At 37.1% G+C, this 23330-nt stretch carries 24 protein-coding genes; 6 read left to right on the top strand and 18 right to left on the bottom strand.

Annotation, left to right across the window (positions count from 1 at the left end; all coding sequences use genetic code 11):
- Positions 1 to 4 precede the first annotated feature (4 nt).
- From LJY09_RS08980 to LJY09_RS08970, 3 genes are all read right to left on the bottom strand, one after another.
- A complete protein-coding gene (locus tag LJY09_RS08980; RefSeq protein ID WP_155010215.1) occupies positions 5 to 1300 on the bottom strand; it encodes a CitMHS family transporter in 1296 nt (431 codons plus the stop codon).
- 314 nt (positions 1301 to 1614) lie between these two features.
- A complete protein-coding gene (locus tag LJY09_RS08975; RefSeq protein WP_224980055.1) occupies positions 1615 to 3024 on the bottom strand; it encodes a sigma-54 interaction domain-containing protein in 1410 nt (469 codons plus the stop codon).
- A 535-nt stretch (positions 3025 to 3559) separates the two neighbouring features.
- On the bottom strand, positions 3560 to 4024 hold the full coding sequence (locus tag LJY09_RS08970) for a hypothetical protein (protein WP_098999839.1): 465 nt from the start codon (positions 4022 to 4024) through the stop codon (positions 3560 to 3562).
- Positions 4025 to 4241: 217 nt separating this feature from the next.
- Between LJY09_RS08970 and LJY09_RS08965 the strand changes: the two genes are divergently transcribed.
- Together LJY09_RS08965 and LJY09_RS27630 are read left to right on the top strand one after the other, a co-directional pair.
- Positions 4242 to 4664, top strand: a complete 423-nt coding sequence (locus tag LJY09_RS08965) for a CBS domain-containing protein (RefSeq protein ID WP_154972827.1) — start codon at positions 4242 to 4244, stop codon at positions 4662 to 4664.
- 65 nt (positions 4665 to 4729) lie between these two features.
- Positions 4730 to 4855 (top strand): hypothetical protein, encoded by a 126-nt coding sequence (locus LJY09_RS27630; RefSeq protein WP_013056562.1) that lies wholly within the window; start codon positions 4730 to 4732, stop codon positions 4853 to 4855.
- 62 nt (positions 4856 to 4917) lie between these two features.
- Here LJY09_RS27630 and LJY09_RS08960 read toward each other — a convergent pair whose 3' ends face one another.
- Both LJY09_RS08960 and LJY09_RS08955 read right to left on the bottom strand, forming a co-directional pair.
- Positions 4918 to 5973: an aldose epimerase family protein gene (locus LJY09_RS08960; RefSeq protein ID WP_154972826.1), complete on the bottom strand. Its 1056-nt coding sequence runs from the start codon at positions 5971 to 5973 to the stop codon at positions 4918 to 4920.
- Between the two features lie 189 nt (positions 5974 to 6162).
- Positions 6163 to 6687: a DinB family protein gene (locus LJY09_RS08955; protein ID WP_033578707.1), complete on the bottom strand. Its 525-nt coding sequence runs from the start codon at positions 6685 to 6687 to the stop codon at positions 6163 to 6165.
- 301 nt (positions 6688 to 6988) lie between these two features.
- Between LJY09_RS08955 and LJY09_RS08950 the strand changes: the two genes are divergently transcribed.
- A complete protein-coding gene (locus LJY09_RS08950) occupies positions 6989 to 7882 on the top strand; it encodes a sigma-70 RNA polymerase sigma factor region 4 domain-containing protein (protein WP_155010216.1) in 894 nt (297 codons plus the stop codon).
- 63 nt (positions 7883 to 7945) lie between these two features.
- On the opposite strand, the gene fsa is transcribed toward LJY09_RS08950, so the two are convergent.
- A complete protein-coding gene (fsa, locus tag LJY09_RS08945; RefSeq protein ID WP_013082751.1) occupies positions 7946 to 8614 on the bottom strand; it encodes a fructose-6-phosphate aldolase in 669 nt (222 codons plus the stop codon).
- A 60-nt stretch (positions 8615 to 8674) separates the two neighbouring features.
- A complete protein-coding gene (locus LJY09_RS08940; RefSeq protein ID WP_063247220.1) occupies positions 8675 to 9184 on the bottom strand; it encodes a hypothetical protein in 510 nt (169 codons plus the stop codon).
- A 494-nt stretch (positions 9185 to 9678) separates the two neighbouring features.
- Between LJY09_RS08940 and LJY09_RS08935 the strand changes: the two genes are divergently transcribed.
- Positions 9679 to 9975 (top strand): hypothetical protein, encoded by a 297-nt coding sequence (locus LJY09_RS08935; RefSeq protein WP_028413740.1) that lies wholly within the window; start codon positions 9679 to 9681, stop codon positions 9973 to 9975.
- 105 nt (positions 9976 to 10080) lie between these two features.
- Here the strand turns inward: LJY09_RS08935 and LJY09_RS08930 are convergent, their stop codons facing one another.
- On the bottom strand, positions 10081 to 11532 hold the full coding sequence (locus tag LJY09_RS08930; RefSeq protein ID WP_049164067.1) for an NADP-dependent glyceraldehyde-3-phosphate dehydrogenase: 1452 nt from the start codon (positions 11530 to 11532) through the stop codon (positions 10081 to 10083).
- A gap of 524 nt (positions 11533 to 12056) precedes the next feature.
- Between LJY09_RS08930 and LJY09_RS08925 the strand changes: the two genes are divergently transcribed.
- Positions 12057 to 12197 carry a hypothetical protein gene (locus LJY09_RS08925; protein WP_165573386.1) on the top strand — a complete coding sequence of 47 codons (141 nt, stop codon included), beginning with the start codon at positions 12057 to 12059 and terminating at the stop codon, positions 12195 to 12197.
- Between the two features lie 491 nt (positions 12198 to 12688).
- Positions 12689 to 12844: an aspartyl-phosphate phosphatase Spo0E family protein gene (locus tag LJY09_RS08920; protein ID WP_016763750.1), complete on the top strand. Its 156-nt coding sequence runs from the start codon at positions 12689 to 12691 to the stop codon at positions 12842 to 12844.
- Positions 12845 to 12980: 136 nt separating this feature from the next.
- On the opposite strand, the gene LJY09_RS08915 is transcribed toward LJY09_RS08920, so the two are convergent.
- The 10 genes from LJY09_RS08915 to LJY09_RS08870 all read right to left on the bottom strand — a co-directional run bounded on the left by LJY09_RS08915 (position 12981) and on the right by LJY09_RS08870 (position 23133).
- A complete protein-coding gene (locus tag LJY09_RS08915) occupies positions 12981 to 13949 on the bottom strand; it encodes an extracellular catalytic domain type 1 short-chain-length polyhydroxyalkanoate depolymerase (protein ID WP_228307678.1) in 969 nt (322 codons plus the stop codon).
- Between the two features lie 287 nt (positions 13950 to 14236).
- Entirely contained in the window at positions 14237 to 15583 is a 1347-nt protein-coding gene (locus LJY09_RS08910) for an MFS transporter (protein ID WP_098112818.1), read from the bottom strand.
- Positions 15584 to 16149: 566 nt separating this feature from the next.
- Positions 16150 to 16479, bottom strand: coding sequence for a GNAT family N-acetyltransferase (locus tag LJY09_RS08905; protein ID WP_155010218.1), 330 nt, complete (start codon positions 16477 to 16479; stop codon positions 16150 to 16152).
- 87 nt (positions 16480 to 16566) lie between these two features.
- Entirely contained in the window at positions 16567 to 16851 is a 285-nt protein-coding gene (locus tag LJY09_RS08900; RefSeq protein WP_048021410.1) for a DUF5316 family protein, read from the bottom strand.
- Positions 16852 to 17016: 165 nt separating this feature from the next.
- Entirely contained in the window at positions 17017 to 17499 is a 483-nt protein-coding gene (gene ybaK, locus LJY09_RS08895) for a Cys-tRNA(Pro) deacylase (protein ID WP_034264724.1), read from the bottom strand.
- A gap of 187 nt (positions 17500 to 17686) precedes the next feature.
- A complete protein-coding gene (locus tag LJY09_RS08890) occupies positions 17687 to 18676 on the bottom strand; it encodes an ABC transporter ATP-binding protein (protein WP_116738585.1) in 990 nt (329 codons plus the stop codon).
- The gene (locus LJY09_RS08885) at positions 18669 to 19667 is read right to left on the bottom strand and encodes an ABC transporter ATP-binding protein (RefSeq protein WP_014460576.1); all 999 of its coding nucleotides are present in this window, start codon (positions 19665 to 19667) and stop codon (positions 18669 to 18671) included. Before LJY09_RS08885 ends, LJY09_RS08890 begins: the two co-directional genes overlap by 8 nt.
- Positions 19664 to 20572, bottom strand: a complete 909-nt coding sequence (locus tag LJY09_RS08880; protein WP_063247212.1) for an ABC transporter permease — start codon at positions 20570 to 20572, stop codon at positions 19664 to 19666. Before LJY09_RS08880 ends, LJY09_RS08885 begins: the two co-directional genes overlap by 4 nt.
- A gap of 9 nt (positions 20573 to 20581) precedes the next feature.
- Positions 20582 to 21535, bottom strand: a complete 954-nt coding sequence (locus LJY09_RS08875; protein WP_028413754.1) for an ABC transporter permease — start codon at positions 21533 to 21535, stop codon at positions 20582 to 20584.
- 59 nt (positions 21536 to 21594) lie between these two features.
- Entirely contained in the window at positions 21595 to 23133 is a 1539-nt protein-coding gene (locus LJY09_RS08870; protein WP_228307677.1) for an ABC transporter substrate-binding protein, read from the bottom strand.
- Positions 23134 to 23330: the final 197 nt, after the last annotated feature.

Below are 23330 nucleotides of genomic sequence, written 5' to 3'. Positions count from 1 at the left end.
CACCTCAAATAGTAATTGCTCCTGTTATTAATGCCACAATCGTCATAACAATGGTCGTTCCAAAGGCCCACTTAAAGATAAAACGCTGATGATCGCCTAAATTCACTCCGGCTAACCCTACAAGGATAAAGGTCGATGCGGTTAAAGGACTTAATGGAAATCCAGTTGTCATTTGTCCTAGAATAGCTGCTCTGCCAATCTCAATTGGATTGATGCCAAAGTTAGAAGCCGTCTGGCTAATAATTGGTAAGACCCCAAAATAGTAGGCATCCGGTGTAAACACTAAGCTAAGAGGCATACTTGTAATTGCTACTAGTACAGGTAAGTAAGAAGCTAGTGATTCAGGGATAATACTAACCATTGCAGAAGCCATTCCATCTATCATCTTTGTTCCTGTCAAAATACCCGTGAAAATGCCTGCAGCGAAAATCATCGTAGAAACAATTAAAACGTTATTTGCATGGCTTAGTAAGCGTTTTTGCTGCTCTTCTGGATTTGGATAATTGACTAAAAGAGCAATTGCAAACGCGACAATAAATAAAATCGGTAAAGGCAGCCATACTTTAATTAACGCGATAAGAAGCAAAATTGTTAAAGCAAGATTAAACCAAAAAAGCTGGGGCTTTTTCATTTCTAGAGCAGCTGCATGTTCTGTAAACCCTTGTATATGTTCTTCTAGTTCAATGACTCCTAGTCTCTGCCGCTCCTTTTTCCCAATCCAAAAAGCAGATGCTAACACCCACACAATCCCAGCAATCATCGCGGGGATAACAGGGTTAAATAATTGAGAAGAATCTGCATTAAATGTAGTCATGGCTCTAGCAGTAGGCCCCCCCCAAGGAGCTAAGTTCATAACTCCTGCTCCTAAAGCAACCACTCCTGATAAAATAAGAGGATTCATCTTTAATCTTTTATAAAGAGGTAGCAGCGCTGTAATGGTAATCATAAAAGTAGATGCACCGTCACCGTCTAATGATACAAGCATCGTAACAATAGCTGTACCTACGACTACTTTTAATGGATCTCCTTTAACTAGACGAAGCATTTTAGAAATCATAGGATTAAATAAACCCGTATCAATCATTAAACCAAAGTACAAAACTGCAAAAACAATCATAATGCCTGTAGGTGCTACTTTTATAATGCCTTCTAACATCATGTCTCCCATTTCTAATCCAAATCCACCTATTAATGCAAAAACAGTTGGTACGAGAACTAACGCAATCAATACAGATAAACGATTGGTCATAATTAAAAATAGAAATAAACCAATAATTAAAAATCCTAATAATGCTAACATGTAATCCCCCCTGCCCTAAATTTGTAGATTGATGAATCTTGGATGTAAAAAACTTCTGTACTTTTTATTCTTGCAGGATTCATGCCAAGGATATGTAAAAACAGCAACAAACCTTTACAAAATCCTTTCAAAATGTGACAAAAAAATTTATTGCACAACAAAAAAGAAAGCGTTATCAATGAATCTGCTTTCTTTTTTTGTTCTTGTCAATTGAAATTCTAATATTTTAGAAATAATCACCGCTCAGTGAAGAGATACGTTTCTTAATACATAGTTTCCAGCATTTCTGAAAATCTAGAAATCTTTCTAACGACTTAGAAATGAATATGATATTTCTTCATTTTATTGTATAAAGTAGCTAAAGAAATACCTAAAACCTCTGCTGCTTTCCTTTTTCCCCCAATATTATTTGGGTATTTTCTTAATATTTCCTGAATAAATGCGCACTCTTTATCCTGTATAGCTTCCTGCAGTGTTTGATTAGGTTTATCTACCTTACCTAGAACGTCTGAAAAGCTTTGTTCATCTTTAATCATAAATTGTGGAAGGTGATGAAACATAATATCTGTACCTTCTGCCATACATGTGGCATAGTCAATCACATTTTTTAATTCTCTTACGTTGCCAGGCCAATGATAGGATTGAAGAAAGCCTAGTGTATATTCGTCAATTTTGTAAGATGCATTGGCGGTCGAGTATTTAATAAAAGAGGAGACGAGTTTACGTATATCTTCTTTCCTTTCTCTCAAAGGAGGTATCTCTAGTTGAATAACGTTAAGTCTATAAAATAAATCTTCTCGAAATTGTTTCTTATTCACAAGCTGCTGTAAGTTGCGGTGCGTAGCAGCAATAATTCTTACGTCAACTTCTCGTTCAGTAGCTTCTCCTACCCTTCTGATTTTCTTCTCTTGCAGAACTCTTAACAACTTAGCTTGAAGATCATATGACATATCTCCAATTTCATCTAGGAATATAGTTCCGTTGTTTGCTATTTCGAATAGTCCAGCCTTTCCGCCTTTTTTAGCATTTGTAAAAGCACCATCTCCATATCCAAAAAGTTCACTTTCTAACAGAGACGAAGGAATAGCCGCACAATTTACAGGTATAAAAGGACCATGCTGGCGCTCACTTTTATTATGTATAGCCTGTGAAAATAATTCTTTTCCCGTGCCGCTTTCTCCCGTCACAAGAATAGGAAATTGAGATTCTGCTACTTTTTCAGCTATATGAACGACGTGCCTTAACCCTTCTTCCCTACCAATTATTTGTTCAAATGTATATTTTGCTTCATAGATAGAATCCATTCGGTTTTCTAAATTCTTTAACTTTTCGGTTTGTCTTCTCAATTCCTTTGATAACTTGTCAACTTCATTAAGACTTTTACAAACCGATACGGCTCCTGCAACTTTACCTTCTATTATAATTGGAGCCATATCCACCATATATTCCCGATTTTTTTCTTTTCGATATACACCTACTCTGCATTGTTGGTCTTTTAGAGCATTTGTTAACTGAGCTCCTGGGCGATATTCTATTAGTGGCTTTCCAATAATATCACTTTTTACTCCTGTAATCTTTGTATACTCTGGGTTAATAAATCTGACAATACCTTCTCTGTCGATAACTAGAATACCATCATTTATCGAATTTATAACTGCATGCCACCAGTTAAAATTTTTAGAAGAGCAGTCGACCTCTATGTGCTCTTGGAATGTATTCTTCACAGTATTGTAAGCTCCTTTCTATAATAACTTGAGAGTAGATTCTTGCTTTATTTATAATTATCAACTAATTTTCTCTTTTTTGAAACAGAGTCCACTCAATTAATTTGAATAATCTGATTTATAAAAGCGGATATAACCGTGGTTGATCTTATTCCATTATTTGTATTCAAGATGAAGCATTCTTTGAAAAGAGAAATATTTCTCTTTTCAAAGAAACTTATCACCGTAGTTTTTCCGTATTTAACCATTTTGGATTTTGAATTAGAACCGAATTTAACAGCTTCAGCTACCGGTCAATCTTTAACGTATTTGCCCATGACCGTGTACAGATAAAGTTTATATACATGACAAAAAAGAGAAACGTGAAAGAGATTGGTCTTCTCCCTCACGCTTCTCTTTTTATTATTTCGCTATTTATTGGACTTTTAGTATCTCTGCTAAGTATTTATGTACTACACTTGAAGACCTTTAATACCATTCAAGATTGGCAGTAAGCGACACTTAAATGCCGATGAGCTCGTTAACGAACTATCACCTATTGTCTTCTCTGCCTTAAAACATCTTCTATAAAATGCTGATACAAATAATTAATAAAAGCAGTCGCAATCGAGATGAGAAAAAGTTGAAAGCGCGTCATGTTTACCATTTTATATACCTTCAGTTTTTCTGCCAGACTGGTCAAAGGATAAGCAAATAGATAGTCAAATAGGACGTTAATTAACAAATATTTTTTGAAATTCCCATAGGTCAGCTTGAATACCCAAAAATTAGCTATAAAAAACGGTCCAAATATAAAAGAAACGTCGCTTGAAAGTTTAGGGAAAAGAGGTTTCCTTACTTTCCACCATGTAAAGCTTTTAGATAACTCACTGATAAAAGCAATAACTAATGAACTAAATGTCAAAACAGGTAGGTATCTTTTAAAGACAAATTTATCAACTTTTACTATAGACAGCCAAGGCAATAAAAGTACTGCCAACAGCGTTAACTTTCCTTTCATTATGTACCCAACTCCTGCCGTTACGAAAATGTAAGCTAAATCATATTCTCTTTAGTTTTGTGTAATAGGCTCTTTTTTATGTGTTTATTACACTGCGTTAGTTCTTTTATTCGTCTTTTATTACAAGATTTTTTGCTTTCAGGAAATTATTGATTCTCATATTCTGCATGTGCATGGAGAAAATACGGAGGTGAATGTTTAAAGGGAGGAATTAAAAATGACCACAGTACGTGAAGTTATGACTCAAGATGTGAAAGCTTGTGCACCGCACGACCCAGTAACAGCAGCTGCAAAATTAATGCGTGATATTAATTGTGGCTCTGTGCCGGTGTGTCAAGAAAATCGAGTAATGGGAATGATCACAGACCGTGATATCGTGTTAAATTGCGTGGCGGATGGAAAAGATTGCAACACTGTGCATTCCCATGATTGTATGACTAAAGATGTAGTTACGTGTTCTCCGGATACGGATATTCATGAATGTGCACGTATGATGGCAGATCATCAAATTCGCCGCATTATTGTAGTGGAGAATAATAATATGGTTGGAATCTGTGCAATCGGCGACCTTGCGACAGTGAACGTATATGTTGATGAAGCCGGTGCAGCATTAAGCGAGATTTCTAATCAAGTTCATTGAAATTTTTTAGCATATAAATCCTTAATGCTTGTACAAAATAACCCTGTCTGCAAGGAGGTGCTAATATGCCAAATTTAAACGATAACAAATTTAAAAAGATTCAGTCTGAGAGTCAAAAGCAAGGAAAGTCTCAAGAAGAATATGCGGCTGAGCTTGACGCTAATCGTGCAAAAAGCCAAAAGAAAAAGTAAGAATAAAAAAGGATTACAATCGGCAGAGGTTCGGTTGCAATCCTTTTTATCATCCCGTTTTGTTATAGGCTGCGATCAGTTATAAATGTATAGTGAGTAGATGCTTCATACTTCTCACCAGGCTTTAATACACAAGAAGGAAAATGCTTATGATGAATAGCGTCTGGTAAACCTTGTGTTTCCAGGCAAACGCCAAGATATTTCTCTGAGTGAACCCCTCTAATTTCGAATTCTTCGTCTAGATGATTTCCCGTATAGAGAACAACTGAAGGCTGATCCGTTTTGACTTCTATTTTGCGACCGCTTGCTGGATCAAATAATGACATCTGATTTTCAGTTTCTGCTTCTAAAAGAAATGGATGATCGTATCCTTTACCAACTAATACATTTTGCGGATGTTTGGATTCCACACCTTCCTTGAGACTATGTCCTTCTCTAAAATCAAATGGGGTATCTGTGACACTTATCGTTTCTCCAGTAGGTAAAAGATCATCACTCAGCTCTAAGAATTCGTTACTTTTCAGCTTTAAAACATGATCTAAGACCGTTTCCTTTAGATTTCCGCTTAAATTGAAATACGTATGGTTTGTTAAATTGATAAGAGTGTCTTGATCTGTTGTTCCTTCGTAAGAGATATGAAACTCATTTTTATTAGTCAACGTATACGTAACTTTCACTTCAAGATTGCCAGGGTACCCTTCTTCTCCATCTTTACTTACATATGTAAATTCAACACCTACGTGATCACTTGCCTCGATTGTTTTTGCATGCCATATTTTGTGGCTAAACCCTTCTGAACCGCCATGCAAATGGTTGTTTCCTTCATTTTTCTCTAGACGATAGGTTTTATTATTAAGCTCAAAGGCTGCTCCACCTATACGCCCCGCTACGCGTCCGACCACAGCTCCGAAATAAGGAGAATACTTTTGGTATTCTTCTATTGAATCAAATCCCAAGACAACACTTTCAATCTTCCCTTCAGAATCCGGCATTTCAATATTTGATATCACACATCCATAGTCAAGGCAGGTAATTTTAAGCCCTTCATCATTTAATAAGGTATAAGCATGTACAGCTTGATTGTTTAGTTCGCCAAATTTCTCAAAATTCACTTTCATTTTTAATCAGTCCAATCCTCTTTTTATTCGTAAATTGCTTAACGGACCCTACATGTTATACACATGGGATATGTTCTTATAGTTCCCTCTGCAATCCTTCCTGAATCTTCATTATTCTCATTTTATTGTAATCGTGTACATTTCCTAATTCAAGCTTGAATGATAAAGGCTGGCTACTGTTTGTCATTGCTATTTCTTTAGTATTCCTAAGTATTCTTCCCAAGGTCCTACATCTTCTCTGTATCGTTCTGCCATTACTCGAACAATTTGGGCAATATGCGTTAAATCGTGAGCAACCCAAGTCGAGAGCAACTCTCTGACTTTTACTTCCCCAAACTCCGGGTGTTCTCCTCTCACTTCAAGATGCTTTTCAGGCTTAATTAACAGCTTTAGTTGTTGTAAATTCTGCATTCTTATCATGTTGAATTCAAGAAGCTTTTCTTCAATAGAACTAGTAGATTCCTTGTGTAAATGAGCATAGCGATCAAATGGAGGGAAAGCTCCTCCTTTTCCTTCTTGAAGGATGAATTTTAGCCTTGGTATCCAATTGTTTTTTTCTGCTTCTATTAAATGTTCTATTATTTCCGAGGTACTCCAAGTTCCTTCTCCTTCATTACATTGCAGCCACCCTGCAGATAGACCCGACAAAAGTTTTTCAAGCGTCTTAGGCGTACGCTCAAGTATTTCGGTCGCTTCTTTTAAATTAAAATTCATGCTCATTCCCCTTTCTCAACGTAATGATGCTGAGCTGTCAGTTATGTAAAAATTCTTGCGATTCTAGTCAATTTTATCACAATTGACTTCTATTAAAGGAAGGAGATAATCTTCTCCTTCCTTTAATGCTTACTAAAACAAAAACAGAACAGACGTTTGGTTTTTCTCTAGAAATATGATAAAATATATATAGGCTAGAACGCAGTGAGTATCAGTCTGAATGGGTACTACTCATTCGTAAAATAGATTGCTAGCAACTTTTTCATCTTGAGCTTTCCGTGTGAATTGGAGTGGGACAACAGTGAGTAAAAATCAAAAGCGATGGACAAAAGAAGAAGATAAATTTCTTATCCAACACTATGGCGTTATGACGCTTCAAAAGATGGGTGAGCATTTACATAGAAGCAAGGAATCGGTTAATAAACGGCTTACTCGATTAAATCTTCGAGCTTCAGATACAGCTTTACGTAAAAAGTGGACGCCGAAACAAGATGCTTTTTTACAGCAGAACATTGATATCATGAACAACCGTGAAATGGCACACTCCTTAGACAGAAGTCCTTCTTCTATTGCTACGCGCATAAAAGTTTTGGGACTAACACGAAAAACTGCGATGCGAAGATGGACCGTACAAGAAGACGAATATTTGCTAAGGTATTACGGAATAAAACCCCTTTCGCGCATATCAGCGAAATTGCAGCGAAGTGTGCAGGCACTAGAATCGAGGTTAAGTCGTTTAGAGGTGTATGGAGCTAAATCGCACGTAGGACATATCACAGCGTGTGAGCTAGCAGCCTGCCTTGAAGTAGATGTTCATACAATTTACAAGTGGATTCATAAAGAGAATCTACCGTATAAAATGATCATCGCCAAGACAAGAACATTCATGGGAATTGACATTCAATCTTTTTGGAAGTGGGCTGAACAAAATAAATCGTGCCTTAACTTTTTTAAAATACCTAAAAATACGCTTATTCCAGAACCAGCGTGGGTGAATGAACAAAGAAGGCTAGACTATGTAAAGCGCCCTAAATACGAGCATAAAAAGTGGACAGCAGAAGAAGATGCTAGATTGTGGCGTATGTTTTATCAGGAAAAGCGCAATCAGCGAGAAATTGGGCAGCTGCTCGGGCGTTCGAGAAATAGCGTGCAGCGACGCTTAGAGCGTTTACGCAAAAAGAAACTAGCTAGTTAAACGATAAAAAGCTTGGAATAAGCTATGCTTACCCCAAGCTTTTTTTATTGATATGACTTTTGGTTAAGCTTTAACTGCTTTTTCCCAATCTGCTGCAAATTTTTCCATTCCTTGGTCAGTTAACGGGTGTTTTGCTAATTGCTCAATAACAGCGTATGGAATTGTGGCAATATGAGCCCCTGCAAGTGCTACGCGCGTTACATGATCCGGGTGTCTTACAGATGCGGCGATAATTTGAGAGTCGATGTTTTGAACGCGGAATAACTCCGCAATTTTAGATACCAGCTGTACTCCGTCTTCTGAAATATCGTCAAGACGTCCTAAAAATGGAGAAACATACGTCGCTCCAGCACGAGCTGCTAAAAGCGCTTGGTTTACTGTAAAGATTAGGGTTACATTTGTTTTTACGCCTTTTTTTGCAAGGTAGCGCGTCGCTTCCAAGCCAGCCAATGTCATAGGCAGCTTAATCGTAATATTTTTATCTCCGTCGTTAATTTTAATCAGTTCCTCAGCTTGAGCGATCATGTCTTCAGCAGAAAGTGCGTCAGGCGTTACCTCAGCGGAAACGGATTCAACCTCCGGTACCATTTGAAGAATTTCTTCGATGCGGTCTTCAAATCTTACGCCTTCTTTTGCTACTAAAGATGGATTGGTTGTTACACCTGCTAGAACACCAACTTTATATGCTTTCTTAATATCCTCAAGGTTTGCTGTATCAATAAAAAATTTCATCTCACTATTCCTCCTTATTGTTGTACATCAATCTGCATCTCAACTTGCGTGAACTATCGCCTAGCCAATTTGCTGCAGGGCATATAGATTTTCTATAGAAGCGTTTTCAATCTCTTTTGCAGTTAATACCTTTAATTTTTCTAAAAATTGTATGGCGTCCACTCGGTCTTCAATGTCTTCTTCTGTACGAATATTCTCCGTTTTAATCTGATGGATACATTCGTTGATGACTTCTTTATACGCATTCGTTTGGATAAACCATTCTGCTAACAGCGTTTTTGTTGCTTCTCTTTCTTCTTTACTTTTAACTGCAAACAAACTCTCTGTTTCCGTTTCACTCAGCATAAGGCTGCTAAAATCGTGATTCATACAAAGCCAAAAATAACCTTTTTGGCTATCGTAATACTTTCCTTCTCTTAAAAGAAAATACTTAATTCCAAATTTAATTTTATGAGATTGATTCTCTGAACTCGGCATATGAATTTCTTTTATTTCTACGCTTTCTGATACATCCAGATATGTTTCTAAACCGTACTTTGTATTCACTACTTTTGCATCCAATATGTCCATTCTCATTCTCCTTTTCTCAAGTTCTATTTATTTTTATAAAAAAACAGAGGTCTGATTTTATGTAATAACGAATCCCATTTTTGTGGATGTTTTTCTTAACCAACCGACATGTTTTACTGTTTACGCTTTCATTATATATCAGATTATTCGAAAAAACATCAAAAACAATCAAATTCATTCAAAAAAAGTCATAAAATCCTAAAAAAGTAGTCAAAAAAGTTCATTAACTATTAAAAATAGATAAACTTTTATGTTGATTACATGTTTCAAGGCGTCCTAAGGTAATTACCTCTTCAAAAAAAACCGACTTTTATTACATACCCTCTTCGCAAAAATATACCCACTCATTTCACCGTTTTTTCACTTTAACATGATATCTTGTAGTATACTTTTGTTTCACGTGCTAATTCCCATAATTTTTTACTATTTGAGGTTATTCGTTTTTATTAGTGGGAAAGTTACATAAATACAACACGTTATAGGGGGACTTTAACATGGATAAAAGAATTGAAACATTAAAAGAAAAACTGCCTGATAATCATAAGGAGGTTGCTGTTCTTACCTCTCATATTTTTGATGCGCTCGATAAATTAACAACTGAACATCGCAGATATGTTGATATTTCGGCAGCAGCCAAAATAAAGCCGAATCCGGATGAAGAGAAAGCTTTTTTTGATACCATCTATGAAGTAAAAACACTCATTATGTCAGAGCTCGAAAAAACCGTTGAAGATATCGAGCACAAAGGGGATAAAAACTGGCATAAGAACTATAAAGACGGAATCGAGTGATAGACAAATAAGACGTTTAAAAGCCTGTGCTTTTTGGAGCACAGGCTTTTTTCCATGAGATTCTCTACATTCTACTGGGTCGATTGGATAGCTCATGGAATTCAATCATTGAAGGTTTAATACCGTTACTTTTTCACGAGTCATCGATTCAATACTTTTACGAATACCTTGAGCGCCCATACCGGATCCTTTTACGCCGATAAAAGGAAAATGATCAGGGCCGCGTTCTGTGCGGCCGTTGATTTGAACGGAACCGACTTCCATTTTATTTGCAATTGAGAAGGCTTTATTAATATCTTTTGTGAAAACGCTTGCTTGTAAGCCGAATTCTGATTCGTTTGCGATGTCAATGGCTTCTTGGTCAGAAGCGACGCGGATAATTGGTAACACAGGACCAAATGGTTCTTCCCATGCTACGCGCATAGTATCATTCACGTCATCTAAAAGAGTAGGATAGATAAGGTTGCCTTCACGCTTGTTCCCAGTCACAACTTCTGCACCTTTTCCGAGCGCGTCTGCAATTAAAATTTGAATAAAGTCCGCTGCCTTACTATCAATTAATGGAACGATTGTGCATCCATCTTCAGGAGAACCAACTGATAGTTTATGTACTTCTTCTTTTAGGATGTCGACCAGCTCGTTTGCCACTTTTTCATGTACAAGTACACGTTTAATAGCTGTACAGCGCTGACCCGAATAAGAAAATGCTCCGCTTATAATATGTTTTGCTGCTTCCTGTAAATCTGCATCTTCACATACAATACCCGGGTCTTTTCCTCCAAGTTCTAGTACAAGAGGAATCATGCCTGCCTTTTTAGCTAACTGAGTACCTGTATTTGTTCCTCCGGTAAACGAAATCATGTTAATGCCTTTATGTTCAACCAAGTAATCACCAATTACAGATCCGCGACCCGTTACGACGTTTACAAGTCCTTGTGGAATACCTGCTTGATCAAGAGCTTCAATCATCTTAATACCGCTGATCGCTCCTTGCGTTGCGGGTTTGAAGATAACTGCATTTCCTGAAATAAGCGCAGGCGCAAGCTTAGCAGCTGACAAATTTACCGGATAATTAAATGGAGGAATCGCAAGTACCACGCCTAAAGGCACGCGTTCAACAATGGCAACTTTAGACTTAGAACCTCCAGGAAAACTATCTCCTTTCATGCTTTCTCCATTCATATGAAGGGCTTCTTCAACTGTATAGCGAATAAAATCAGCTGTGCGCACGACTTCATTCCTTGCATCTTTTAAGCTTTTTCCAACTTCTCTCATAATAATTTCGGCAATTTCACTCTGCATTTTTACCAGCTCATCTGCCCACTTATATAAATATTTGGCACGGTCTTGCAGAGAAGTTTCCGCCCACTCCTTCTGAGCTTTCTGTGCGGCATGTACCGCTTCATCGACTTCTTCTTTTGTGATAGCCTGCACTTTTCCAATCACATCATGACGGTATGGAGAAACAATATCGATCGTCTGCCCTGATTTGCTTTCTTTCCACTCACCGTTAAGATAAAAAGAATAAGTTGATACATTTAAAACCGTTGTTGTCATAAAAAGTCCCCCTTAATAAAAGTGAAATTTATTATCAAAATTTTCAGTCTTTTTTACGAATGAAAACTATGTGAATATTTGAGCAAAAAGAATTCTACTTGTATTCATTTCTATAACTTTTATATTTCGTGTAACTCCCTAATCTTATACTGCTTACTTGTTGCCTTTAAAGCAGCAGCTTTTTTCTTTTTAACTTAAAACAAACCCTCGTATAATTTAATGAATATTTCGTATTTTTAATATATATAAATTTCTTTCATTCGTACAATATAAATAAGTTATCTTAATGATTAATAATTTTAATGATTCATGCCCCGAATACGAAGAAATCTTTATGGTTTCCTACTTTTTTAAGTGAAATGTCTGTTTTAAGCTCCCTTGATTGTATTTACTTTGGATGGATATTCAGGCGATGCATACACTCTTTTTATTCTATGTGTTGAGAAAATAAAATAAGGGTATAAAATAAATATAGGAAAATGAAGATGAAAGTAGAATATATATTCTAAAGGGAGGGATTTATTGTGATTGTTACTTTAGGTTTTGTGGCATCAATTATTGCGTTGTTTATGCTTTTTACTAACCGGACGTCCAATATCCCGGAAGAAATAATCCATGAAACAACAAATGCCAATAAAGAAGAGCAGTATATGTATTATATATAAAGCGTCTTAACAGACGCTTTTTTGTTGCGCTTTTTACAAAGTCTATAGCGGTTAGAAACGGCCCTCACCTATCATTTATCTTTATTTGTCAGTGCCTGATAGCCATAAATAGTTAAACAGAAACCAATAAATGAAAAAAAGATATGTTTTGGTTTAAAGTTGACTAACTTAAAAAAGTCCAATCTTATGTTAACATGCCTAAATGTAATCTGATTATGCCTATATCCAAAAAACAGGGGAAGCTCTGTTACTCCGTCAGTTATTTACAACCGGTGGAACAATCATAATTAAGACAGAGCGCAGCTTCCAGCAAAACGTTTAAGAGTTAATTCTTTTTAAATGAAAATATCTGAATTCAAAATACGACAGACTTCGACACTATCTATTTGTTACTATATTTTTTAGGTTCTATTTTTAGATTTGAACCGTTTTTACATAAAAAATTCAATAATTTAAACCTTTAAAATGACGTGGCAAGTGGAGGAAACTTAATGTGTTTCAAATGTAGGCTACTGCTGATAAAGATAGAATTTATACGAAAAATGATGATGATGATTGCCCTAGAAGAAGGGTTTACAAGTAGTAATACGATTAAAATCAGTCAGGATCTAGATGTATTGTTAAATCGGTTTGAAGCTACTTGTTAAGAAATGCTGGTTGATAACAGAAAAAGGATCTTTCGATAAGATCCTTTTTTTGCTGTTGGTCGACAATTATTTGTTTCAAAAAAATGAAGGCTGATGTTATTTAGTAGTACATCTTGATCGCTCGTTCATATTCTATTTAAACATTCTGTGCTTCAAAAAAATCCCACATCATTTTTGAAGCATTAGGACCTTTTGAATCAGTATCTGATCCATTGTCATTTCCACCTGACCATGCATGCCCCATATCCTCTACCATAATTTTTTTCATCCAGATTTTATTTTCTGCATCTACGTAGTCATAAGTTATGTAACTATAATGATTTTCGTTTTCCCTTGAAGTGTAAGAAGCAGCATTTTCATGTAGGTCGATACCGAAATACTTATATGTATAAATCCACTGCTGAATTAATGTAGACGCATTAATTGGATTAACTGTTGTATCTGATTGGCCATGAAACGTAATGATGGGAACAGGCCGTGCGTAAGATCCCATTTTCTTATAAGCTTCACCACCGTCAAATTCAGGATTTAGAGATCCATATAGCATAACTTCTCCGGCTGTTATGAGGTCTACAGCATACGCATTACTGCCTGCTGAATGAATGCCTACCGCTTTAAATATATCAGGATAAGCAATAGCCATCACATTCGCCATAAAGCCTCCAGCTGACATGCCAGCAAGGTATATATTAGTAGAATCAATCGCATACTTAGTGGTTATGTGATCAATCATATCTTTTATTATGTCTGGCTCTCCATTACCGCGAAACTGGTTATACTCATAAAACCAATTCCAGCACCCGTTGGAATTAGCAAAGTAATTCATTTGGGGATAGAGAACAATAAAACCTTTTTCTTCCGCTAGCTTATTCATTTCCGTACCCGCAGCAAAATCATCTGCATCTTGTTGACATCCATGAAGCATAACGATTAATGGTACTTTACTTAACCCAGTATATGTACTTGGAACATATACCTTGTAGGTAAAATAATCATCATAATTATACTCTTTCCAAATAGGTTGAAAGAACACGCTCTGTAATTCTATTAAAAGCGTAGAAGCAGTTAAAATTGGATTTGTAAAAAAGGAACATAAAGTATTCACGGAGTTTACCCTCTCTCTATTTCTGATGTATATACTCTCTATTTCGTTATATCACAAAATAATCCTTTTATTATGGCGCTGATCTTTTTTATATGCCTTTAATTATTTTCCTCTTTATGCTTTAATCGTACAAATTCATAATGCAAAACTATAGAAAAAAGAATTCTATAGCAAGAACCGTCACTTAGTGCGTTTAATACAAGTATACGCGCGGAATACTAGAAAAGGACTGGCTATAAAAGCCCGTCCTTTTTTATGTTATCAAACGATTATTTATTTAACCAAAATTAAAAACTGATATTATTTGGCGGTACATTGTCTTCTTTGTCCTCTTTCTTGAGCTCAGATTCTATGTATGAATCTTTAGAGGACTCTCCCATACGCCAATAAACAAGGAAGCTGATGGCAATACACCCTGCTACATAGAAAAAGAAAATTGATTCATGGCCGATGCTTTTTAGCCATAGGGCGATGAATTCTGCTGTCCCTCCAAATATGGCAACTGTAAGTCCGTACGGTAATCCTACACCAAGAGCTCGAATCTCCGTTGGGAAAAGCTCAGCTTTTACAATTGCGTTAATAGATGTATAACCGGTTACAATGATAAGTCCAACTGTCATTAATAGAAAGGCCATGACTGGGTTATGTGCTTGTTTCATAAAAAGAAACAGCGGTACAGTCAGCAATGTTCCCAAAATACCAAAGCTCATTAACAGAGGTCTGCGTCCAATTTTATCAGATAGCATCCCTGCTATTGGCTGAATGACAACAAATACAAGCAGCGCACAGAAGTTAATCCAGCTTACGACCCCTTTATCTAGTCCTACACTGTTTACCATAAATTTTTGCAAATACGTTGTATACGTATAAAACGCAACCGTTCCTCCTAATGTTAAACCAATAACGGTCAACACCGCTTTAGGATGCTTCATCAGTGCTTTAATAGTCCCTGCGTTTTCACGGCTTTCAGAGTCCATTTTAGAAAATTGTTCTGACTCATCCATTGTACGGCGCAGCCATAAAACGCTTAGCGCTCCGATAGCTCCAATGACAAAAGGAATACGCCAGCCCCATGAAATCATATCTGCTTCACTGAGAACGTTTTGCAGAATAATTTGAACACCTAATGCTACCAGCTGACCAGCAACAAGCGTTACATACTGAAAGCTTGAATAAAATCCTCTTCGCCCGCTGCTTGCCATTTCAGAAAGATAAGTTGCAGACGTTCCGTATTCTCCCCCTAAGGAGATTCCTTGAAGCAAACGTGCGAGTACTAGAATAATAGGAGATAATAATCCTATCGTACTGTAGCTGGGGGTACAAGCGATAATCAAAGAACCGCTCGCCATAATCGTAATAGATAAGGTAAGCGCAGCACGGCGACCATATCGGTCCGCGTAGCGTCCCATTAATAAACTACCGATTGGACGCATTAAGAAACCGACGGCAAAGATTGCCGCTGTGTTAAGCAGCTGACTTGTTGGATCGCCTTCTGGGAAAAATTGCGATGAAAAATAGACGGCAAAAGCAGAGTAAACGTACCAATCGTACCATTCAATTAAATTCCCAACAGATCCTTTAAAAATATTACTTGTAACACGCCTGTTGTTTGCAGCTTCACTGGTATGAGCCATGAGTGATCCCTCTTTTCTTTGAGTGTTTAATGTTGGTTCTCCTGTAACATGAAGTAGTAAGTAATTTACCAGCAAATCTTTTTTAACAGCTAGATTGTATTGCTTTCTATAAAACCTGTTCAACCAATTATTTATATAATGAGAGCGCTTAAAAAAGGTTGAATAATTCATTTTGATATCACCTATAGATACAAAATAAGCGGGTTTAAAAGCGGCTGCTGTCTATTACATATGTAGTGTTAATCCTCCCTTCTATTTATATATTGTACTATTGATTTATTAGAAAATATAATATTTTCTAATTATTTATACAAAAATTTTACAAAGTTTGGTTTTCTAATTTATATGTGAAACAGAAAAAAACCACGTTCTTTAAGTAAGAACATGGTTAAGAAAATACTCTTTTCAACTTGAGAGTGTAAGCTGCTTACATTTACATAATATGTAGAATAAACATAACTTGTACTAAGCTCTAACCTAAATTTAAGATAATTATCGAATTTTAATCTTATCCTCTAATATATATACAGCCATAGATGTTCTATAATTTTGTTACATTGGCAACCTTAATTTGACTCAACTGCCTCTTTATCTGTCTCAGCAAAAATAGAATGTATATCATAGTTCTTACAAAGAAAGCGAATCATGCTGCTTCCTATTCCTTTCCCTCTCTCTTTTGGTAAAACAGCTATATGTTTTATAACAGCTTCCTTGGCGTTAAGAAATTCAACTCCTATACAGCTAACTGTTTCTCCATTTACTTCAATACTATACAATTTCCGACTTGGCAAACAAGTGTATTTTTTATACTCTCCATCAACCTTCTCTTCTAAAGTTGCATAAGATAACAGCTTTTTTATTGTCGGGTTCACCATAGTTGAAGTGATTTCTTTCATCCTAGCACCTCTTTTCGCTATTATCTTATGAATAATTAGTTTGTTTTTTAGGACCTTGCGGCTTGCTCTTACATGTCGAAGAATAAACTATACAAAGTAATGAATGAGAAGAAATACCCCGAGAACTGGAGCGGCAGCTAGCATAAGGTTTATAGAGTTTGTAATTCTCCACTTCTTGTCTGTTTTTGATTCTGTGGAAAGGTTAGCTCTCATTCGATCACCGCTTACAGCTGCTCCAGATATGATAAGAGCTAGCCCCACTAATATAATGAAAGCGGTGAAAAGTACTGTTTCTGAATTTACGTTAGCTATTGTACATGCTACTAAAAGAATAAAAGATAAAATGAACCCACCAATAATTGATTTAATCATTTCTGTCTTCCTCCTAGTTTTTTTATAAAACCCCACATATTATCTATATAATATCATTTTTTCTATATTTTTACTTTTGTTTTTTTGTTATTCCAACAGTAATTAAAGCAACTAAAAAAGCGAAACGCTTATGTCTAAGTGCGTTTCGCTCAAGGGAACTACATTTCAACTATCTTTTGTGATGTCTGCCGGACGTATACGAATTACTTTTGATAAGTCACTTAGTGGTAACTGTATCTGATGACCTACACGCCCGCCTGAAAAGTAAATCGTTTCACAGTCTTCTGCCGTAGAGTCAATGAAGGTTGTGAACTGCTTCTTCATTCCGATAGGAGAACACCCGCCGTGAACATATCCTGTAAGAGGTAACAGCTCTTTTTGAGGAATCATTTCTAAGGACTTTTCACCAGCCGCTTTTGCCGCTTTCTTTAAGTCAAGCTCCTTTTCAACCGGTACCATGAAGACATAATGTTCTTTTGATTTTCCTACGGTCACAAGTGTCTTGAAGACTTTAGCAAGATCCTCTCCGAGCGAAGTAGCTACCTGTACCCCACTCAGATTTTTAGTTTCATAAGAATAATAATTGTACTCAATTTTTTTCTGATCTAAAATTCGCATTACGTTCGTTTTGTCTGCTTTTTTACCCATAATTATCACCGATACCATCATAACACGTTTGGTTTTCATATCTCCATATGTTAGGATAGGTAGATTATTTTGTTTATTAAAAAAGCCACTAGAGACGCTAGTGGCTTTTTTCATTCCATACATTCAATTGTTCTACTGCATCAATACGTTTATCTACAGTCTATTCTATATAGTTAAGATTTTCACCTTAACTATATAGGTGACATTTTACTTTATGCTTGCTATCAATCACTGTATCTTCAGGTGTTTCTTTCATGCAGCGGTCAAATGCGAACGGGCATCTTTTATGAAACGCACAGCCTGAAGGTGGATTAAGAGGAGAAGGAATTTCACCTTTAACCTCAATTTTTTCACGTTTTTCATGTTCGTTAATCGCTGGGACAGATGATAAAAGAAGTTTTGTGTAAGGATGACGAGGGTTTGAAAAAATCTCATCTGTTGGTCCTTCTTCTACTAATCTTCCTAAATACATCACGCCAACGCGGTCTGCAATATGTCTTACGACGCTTAAATCGTGGGAGATAAAGAGATATGAAAGCTTCATTTCTCTTTGCAAACTGCGCAGTAAGTTTAAGATTTGAGCTTGAATGGATACGTCCAGCGCTGAAACCGGCTCATCACAAATGATAAGCTTTGGATTCAAAATCAATGAACGTGCAATGCCTATACGCTGGCGCTGACCGCCTGAAAATTCGTGCGGATAGCGGTTGTAATCTTCTTCGTTAAAACCAAGCTTTTTTAATAACTCAATGACAAGCTGCTTTCGCTCGCTTTTTGCGCCTACATTATGAATTGTTAATGTTTCTTGAATGGAAGCTCCAATCTTTTTCCTTGGGTTAAGGGAAGTATGCGGATCTTGGAAAATCATTTGCAAATCTTTACGAATGGTTCGTAAGCGTGATGCTTTGGATTCGAAAATACTTTCTCCATTAAACTGTGCTTCTCCGCCTGTTGGTTCTACTAATTTTAAAAGCGTGCGCCCTGCTGTACTCTTTCCGCAGCCAGATTCACCTACTAATCCGTACGTTTCGCCTTCATAAATGTCAAAGGATACATCTTGAACCGCTTTGATTTGTCCCTTCGCTTTTCCTAAAGCAGAACGAACCGGATAGTATTTTTGCAGGTTGCGAACTTCAAGCAAGGGCTTCACGCTTTGCTGCTTTGCTTCACTAGACATACGCAACCTCTCCTTCTTGAATTTTTTCATAGTGCCAGCATCGAACGCGATGCGTCTCATCGGCATGCTCTAAAACAGGCACTTCTTTATGGCATTTTTCCGTTGCAAACGGGCATCTTGGTGCAAAACGACAGCCGTCTGGCACGTTTGAAAGCGGCGGAACGGTTCCGGGAATGGACGAAAGCTCTTGTGTTCTGTCGCCATCTAAGTGAGGAACCGACTTAATTAAGCCCATTGTATAAGGATGAAGCGGCTTTGAAAACAGCGTTTTAACGTCCGTTTCTTCCATCACTTGTCCTAAATACATCACGGCTACTTTTGTACAAATATTAGCGACAACTCCTAAGTCATGGGTGATGAACAGCACGCCCATGTTGAGCTTGTCTTTTAAATCCATCATAAGGTCAAGGATTTGCGCTTGAATGGTTACGTCTAAAGCCGTTGTTGGCTCATCGGCAATAAGAAGCTTCGGCTCGCAGGCTAAAGCCATCGCAATCATAATGCGCTGCCTCATTCCTCCCGAGATTTCATGCGGATACTCTTTTGCTCGCTGTTCTGGAGACGGAATGCCAGTTAGTCTCAAAAGCTCTACGACTTTCTTTTGCGCTTCTTTTTTAGAGACTTTTTGATGCAGACGAATCACTTCAGCAATTTGTTTTCCAATTGGCATAACGGGATTTAATGACGACATGGGATCCTGGAAAATCATTGAGATTTCGTTTCCTCTTAGCTTTTGAATTTGCTTTGAAGACATGTCCAATAAGTTTTTTCCTTCAAACAAAATCTTACCATCGTAGCTTGTTAGGTCTTCATCTAATAGCTGAAGAATAGATTCGGACGTTACGCTTTTTCCAGATCCGGATTCACCGACAATGCCTAATACTTCTCCTTTATTTAATTGAAGAGATACATTGTCCACAGCCGTTACTTCTCCGCTATACGTTGTAAAAGTTACTTGTAAGTCTTCTAATTTTAAAAGGGCGTTACTCAACGTTTTTTCCTCCTTTTCTTCAGCATTACGTTTTTCGGATTTAACCAATCGCGCAGACCGTCACCAAATAAATTAAGACCGAGTACAATTAAAATGATGAATACACCCGGAAACACGGTCATCCACCATGCGTTGTAAATCGCAAGCTTTCCGTCATACAGCATATTCCCTAAGCTTGGCGTTGGCGCAGGAATTCCAGCTCCTAAAAAGCTTAGAGAAGCCTCTGTTAAAATCGTCACGGCAAACACGTATGTTACTTGAACGATTAAAGGTGATAAGACGTTTGGTGCCATATGAAAACAAATGATTCGAAGTGAGCTTGCTCCTTGAGCTTTTAGCGCTTCAATAAACGTTTTTTCTTTTACAACAAGCGCAGCTGAACGAACAATTCTCGCAATCGAAGGAATAAATACAAGGCTCAGTGCGATAATAACGTTGCTTGTTTTAGGTCCTAAAGCAGACATGATGGCAATTGCTAGTAAAATAGATGGAAAAGCAAACAAGCCGTCACAAATTCTCATTAAAATATAATCGAGAATTTTATAATAAGAAGATAAAAGTCCAACGATTAAACCAAGTACAGTAGCAATAATCGTTACTGCGGCTCCAATCATTAACGATATTCTGACGCCGTACATTGTCCGGCTAAATACATCTCGTCCAAAGTTATCCGTTCCAAACCAGTGCGTGCTTGATGGCGGTGCCAATCGATTTGCAGGGTCGATTTGTAAGCTTCCAAAAGGAGAAATGAGCGGAGCAAAAACAGCAATCAAAATAGATAATGAAATAAGTATCGCTCCTCTTACTAGCAAACGATTTGAGAAAAAGCGAGCTGCCGCTGGGTTTCTTTTTTTCTTTGCAGTTACTGAAATGGTCTCTGTATTTTGTTGTGCGTTCACATTCATCACCCTCCTTTAATCATGATAAGAATTGCGTACACGCGGATCGATCACGGCATACAGCAAATCAACAACTAAATTGATGACCACATAAGCAACCGTAATTAAAAGTACAGCTCCTTGAATAAGCGCGTAATCTCGGCGTTCAATTGATGAAACAATTAGCTGACCTAACCCGGGGATGTTAAATAATGATTCTGTTACTGCCGCGCCGGTTACAAGTCCTGCAAATGATTCTCCGATAACTGTTAAAATCGGTAAAAAACTCACGCGCAGCGTATGCTTAAGCATAATTGTACGTTCATTTAACCCTTTTGCTTTTGCCGTTTTAACAAAGTTTTCAGAAATGGTATCGAGTAAAGAGGAACGCGTCATACGCGTAATTAATGCAGCTTGAATCGCTCCAAGCGTAATCGTTGGTAAAACTAAATACTTTAAGTATTCAAATAATCCAGCATTTAACGGAACGTATCCTGAAACAGGGAAAATTCGAAGCTGTACAGCAAAAAGCAAAATAAGGAATGAACCGAGAAGAAAGCTAGGAATAGAGATACCTAAAAGACTGGCTCCCATAATGCTTTCATCACGAATCGTTCCTTTATGTTTAGCTGCATATATACCAAATAGTAAAGCAAACACCACGCCAAAAATTTGCGCAAGTATAGCTAGAGAAACCGTAGGACCTACATTATCCCAAATCGCCCCGAGCACAGGTTTATTTAAAAAGTAGGAATAACCAAAATCTCCGTGAAAGATGTTAGATAGCCAAATAAAGTATTGATTGACAACAGGCTCATCCAATCCCATTTCTTTGCTCAGCGCTGCAATTTGTTCCGGACTTGCGCCTTGTCCTAAAATGATTGCTGCGGGACTTCCAGGCGTTAAGCGCGTAATTAAGAACACAACAATAGATACAATGAATAAAACAGGAATTAGTGCAAAAAGTCTCTTAAGTGTATAAGCTCCCATCGTAAACTCCTTTCTAAAACAGAGAGCATAAGCCCTCTGTTTATTAGAATAATAAGATATTATTTTGTTAAACTCATATTGTAGAAAATTGGACCTAAATTATACTCATAGCCTTTTGCATTGTTAGAAACGGCATTGATGTTCACTTTATGACCAATAAGCGTGAACGGAAGCTCGTCCCATACGTATTGCTGAATGGCATCAATGTCACCGCGAGCTTCTTTAACAGAAGGAGCAGCTTTAATTTTGTTTAAGTAGTCCAGTGATTTTTCAACTGATGTACCTTTTGTAGTCCAGAATCCTTGGAAGATGGTAGAACGAGCATTCCAGTCAACAGGATAGATGTCCCATTGGTTTGTATCACTCATTTTATCGCTGAATGTCGCCCAGTCGTACACTTCTAATTTCACATTCATACCAATGTCTTTTAATTCTTGTTGAACCACAACAGCTGTATTGTATTGATCTTGGTAATCACGAGACGCCATTAAGCGAATTTCTTCTCCGTTATAACCAGATTTCTTCAAATATTCTTTTGCTTTTTTCTTATCGTGCTGGTTATATTCTTCTTTTCCAGCTGTACTGTAGTAGTTTGGATACTCTTTGTTCACAATGGATGAAGAAAGCTTGTAATAATCTGAGCTTCCGTAAGAACTGTCTAAAATATCTTTTGAGTTAAGAGCTGCGTTAACTGCTTTTCGTGCATTGATGTCTTTAAAGACGCCTTTATCTGCGTTGTAGAAAAGTCCCATAAATCCGCCTGGTGATGTTTCTACTTTTGCATTTTGGCTGCCTTCAACTTGTTTGGCATTATCACTTGATACAGATAGCGCAACGTCAAATTGTCCGGTTGTAATACCAGAAATCCTAGTTGACTCATCGCTTACGAAACTAATCTTAATTTCATCGACGTGAGGAGTTTTCTTAACTTCGCGGCCTTTCGAAGAATAATCTTTAAATTTTTCTAATAAAAGATATTGATTTTTCTTCCACTCTTTTACTTTATATGGACCTGTTCCTATGTAGTCTTTGATCCCTTCATCAGATGCATTGTCAACCACTTCTTTTGGTAAAATAGCTGCTGCGGGGATTGGATCAGCTAATAAAGATAGCGTGTTAACATTTGGCGATGGTAAATGAAGCTCTACCGTATAATCACCGGTTTTTGTCATTTCAGCACCAGAGAAGTTTGTTTTCCCAAGGGATGATAGCTTAATCCATCGGTTAATAGAAGCGACAACGTCATCTGCAGTCATTTCTTTACCGTTATGGAATTTAACCCCTTTTCTTAATTGGAACGTGTATGTTTTTTTATCATCGCTAATATCTACTTTAGACGCTAAGTCAGGCTTAGGATTTCCTTTGTCGTCTAAAATCATTAACCCTTCATAGATACTGCGCGTTGCATCTTTTACATCTGAGTCCCCAGTGATTTGAGCATCTAGCGTTGCTGGCTCACTTTGAGACGCGACGTTTAGTGTTCCGCCTTCTTTTCCTTCTTTTTCACTTGAAGTATTTTTACTTGCGTTACCACTGCACCCTGCTACCATGAGGACAATGGTTAAAAGAGAGATGAAAAGTAAATAAGTCCTTTTCACTAAAATCACTCCTATTTCCTTGTATAAAATTTTAATCCGACTATAATAAGAAGAATAGTAGGAATGTGAACAATTGTAGCACTACCTTCTCCCTTTGGCAATTAGTATTTTTGACACACAGAGGCTATTATACCATTTTCTATTAAATAAATATGGTATATATGTATAATAGTTGAATAAAAGAACCATTTATTTCT

It is taken from the genome of Priestia sp. J2 (genome assembly GCF_020790095.1).
GTDB lineage: Bacteria > Bacillota > Bacilli > Bacillales > Bacillaceae_H > Priestia > Priestia zanthoxyli.
Note: the sequence above shows the minus strand (reverse complement) of the source record. Positions and strands in the feature narration are given on the sequence as shown.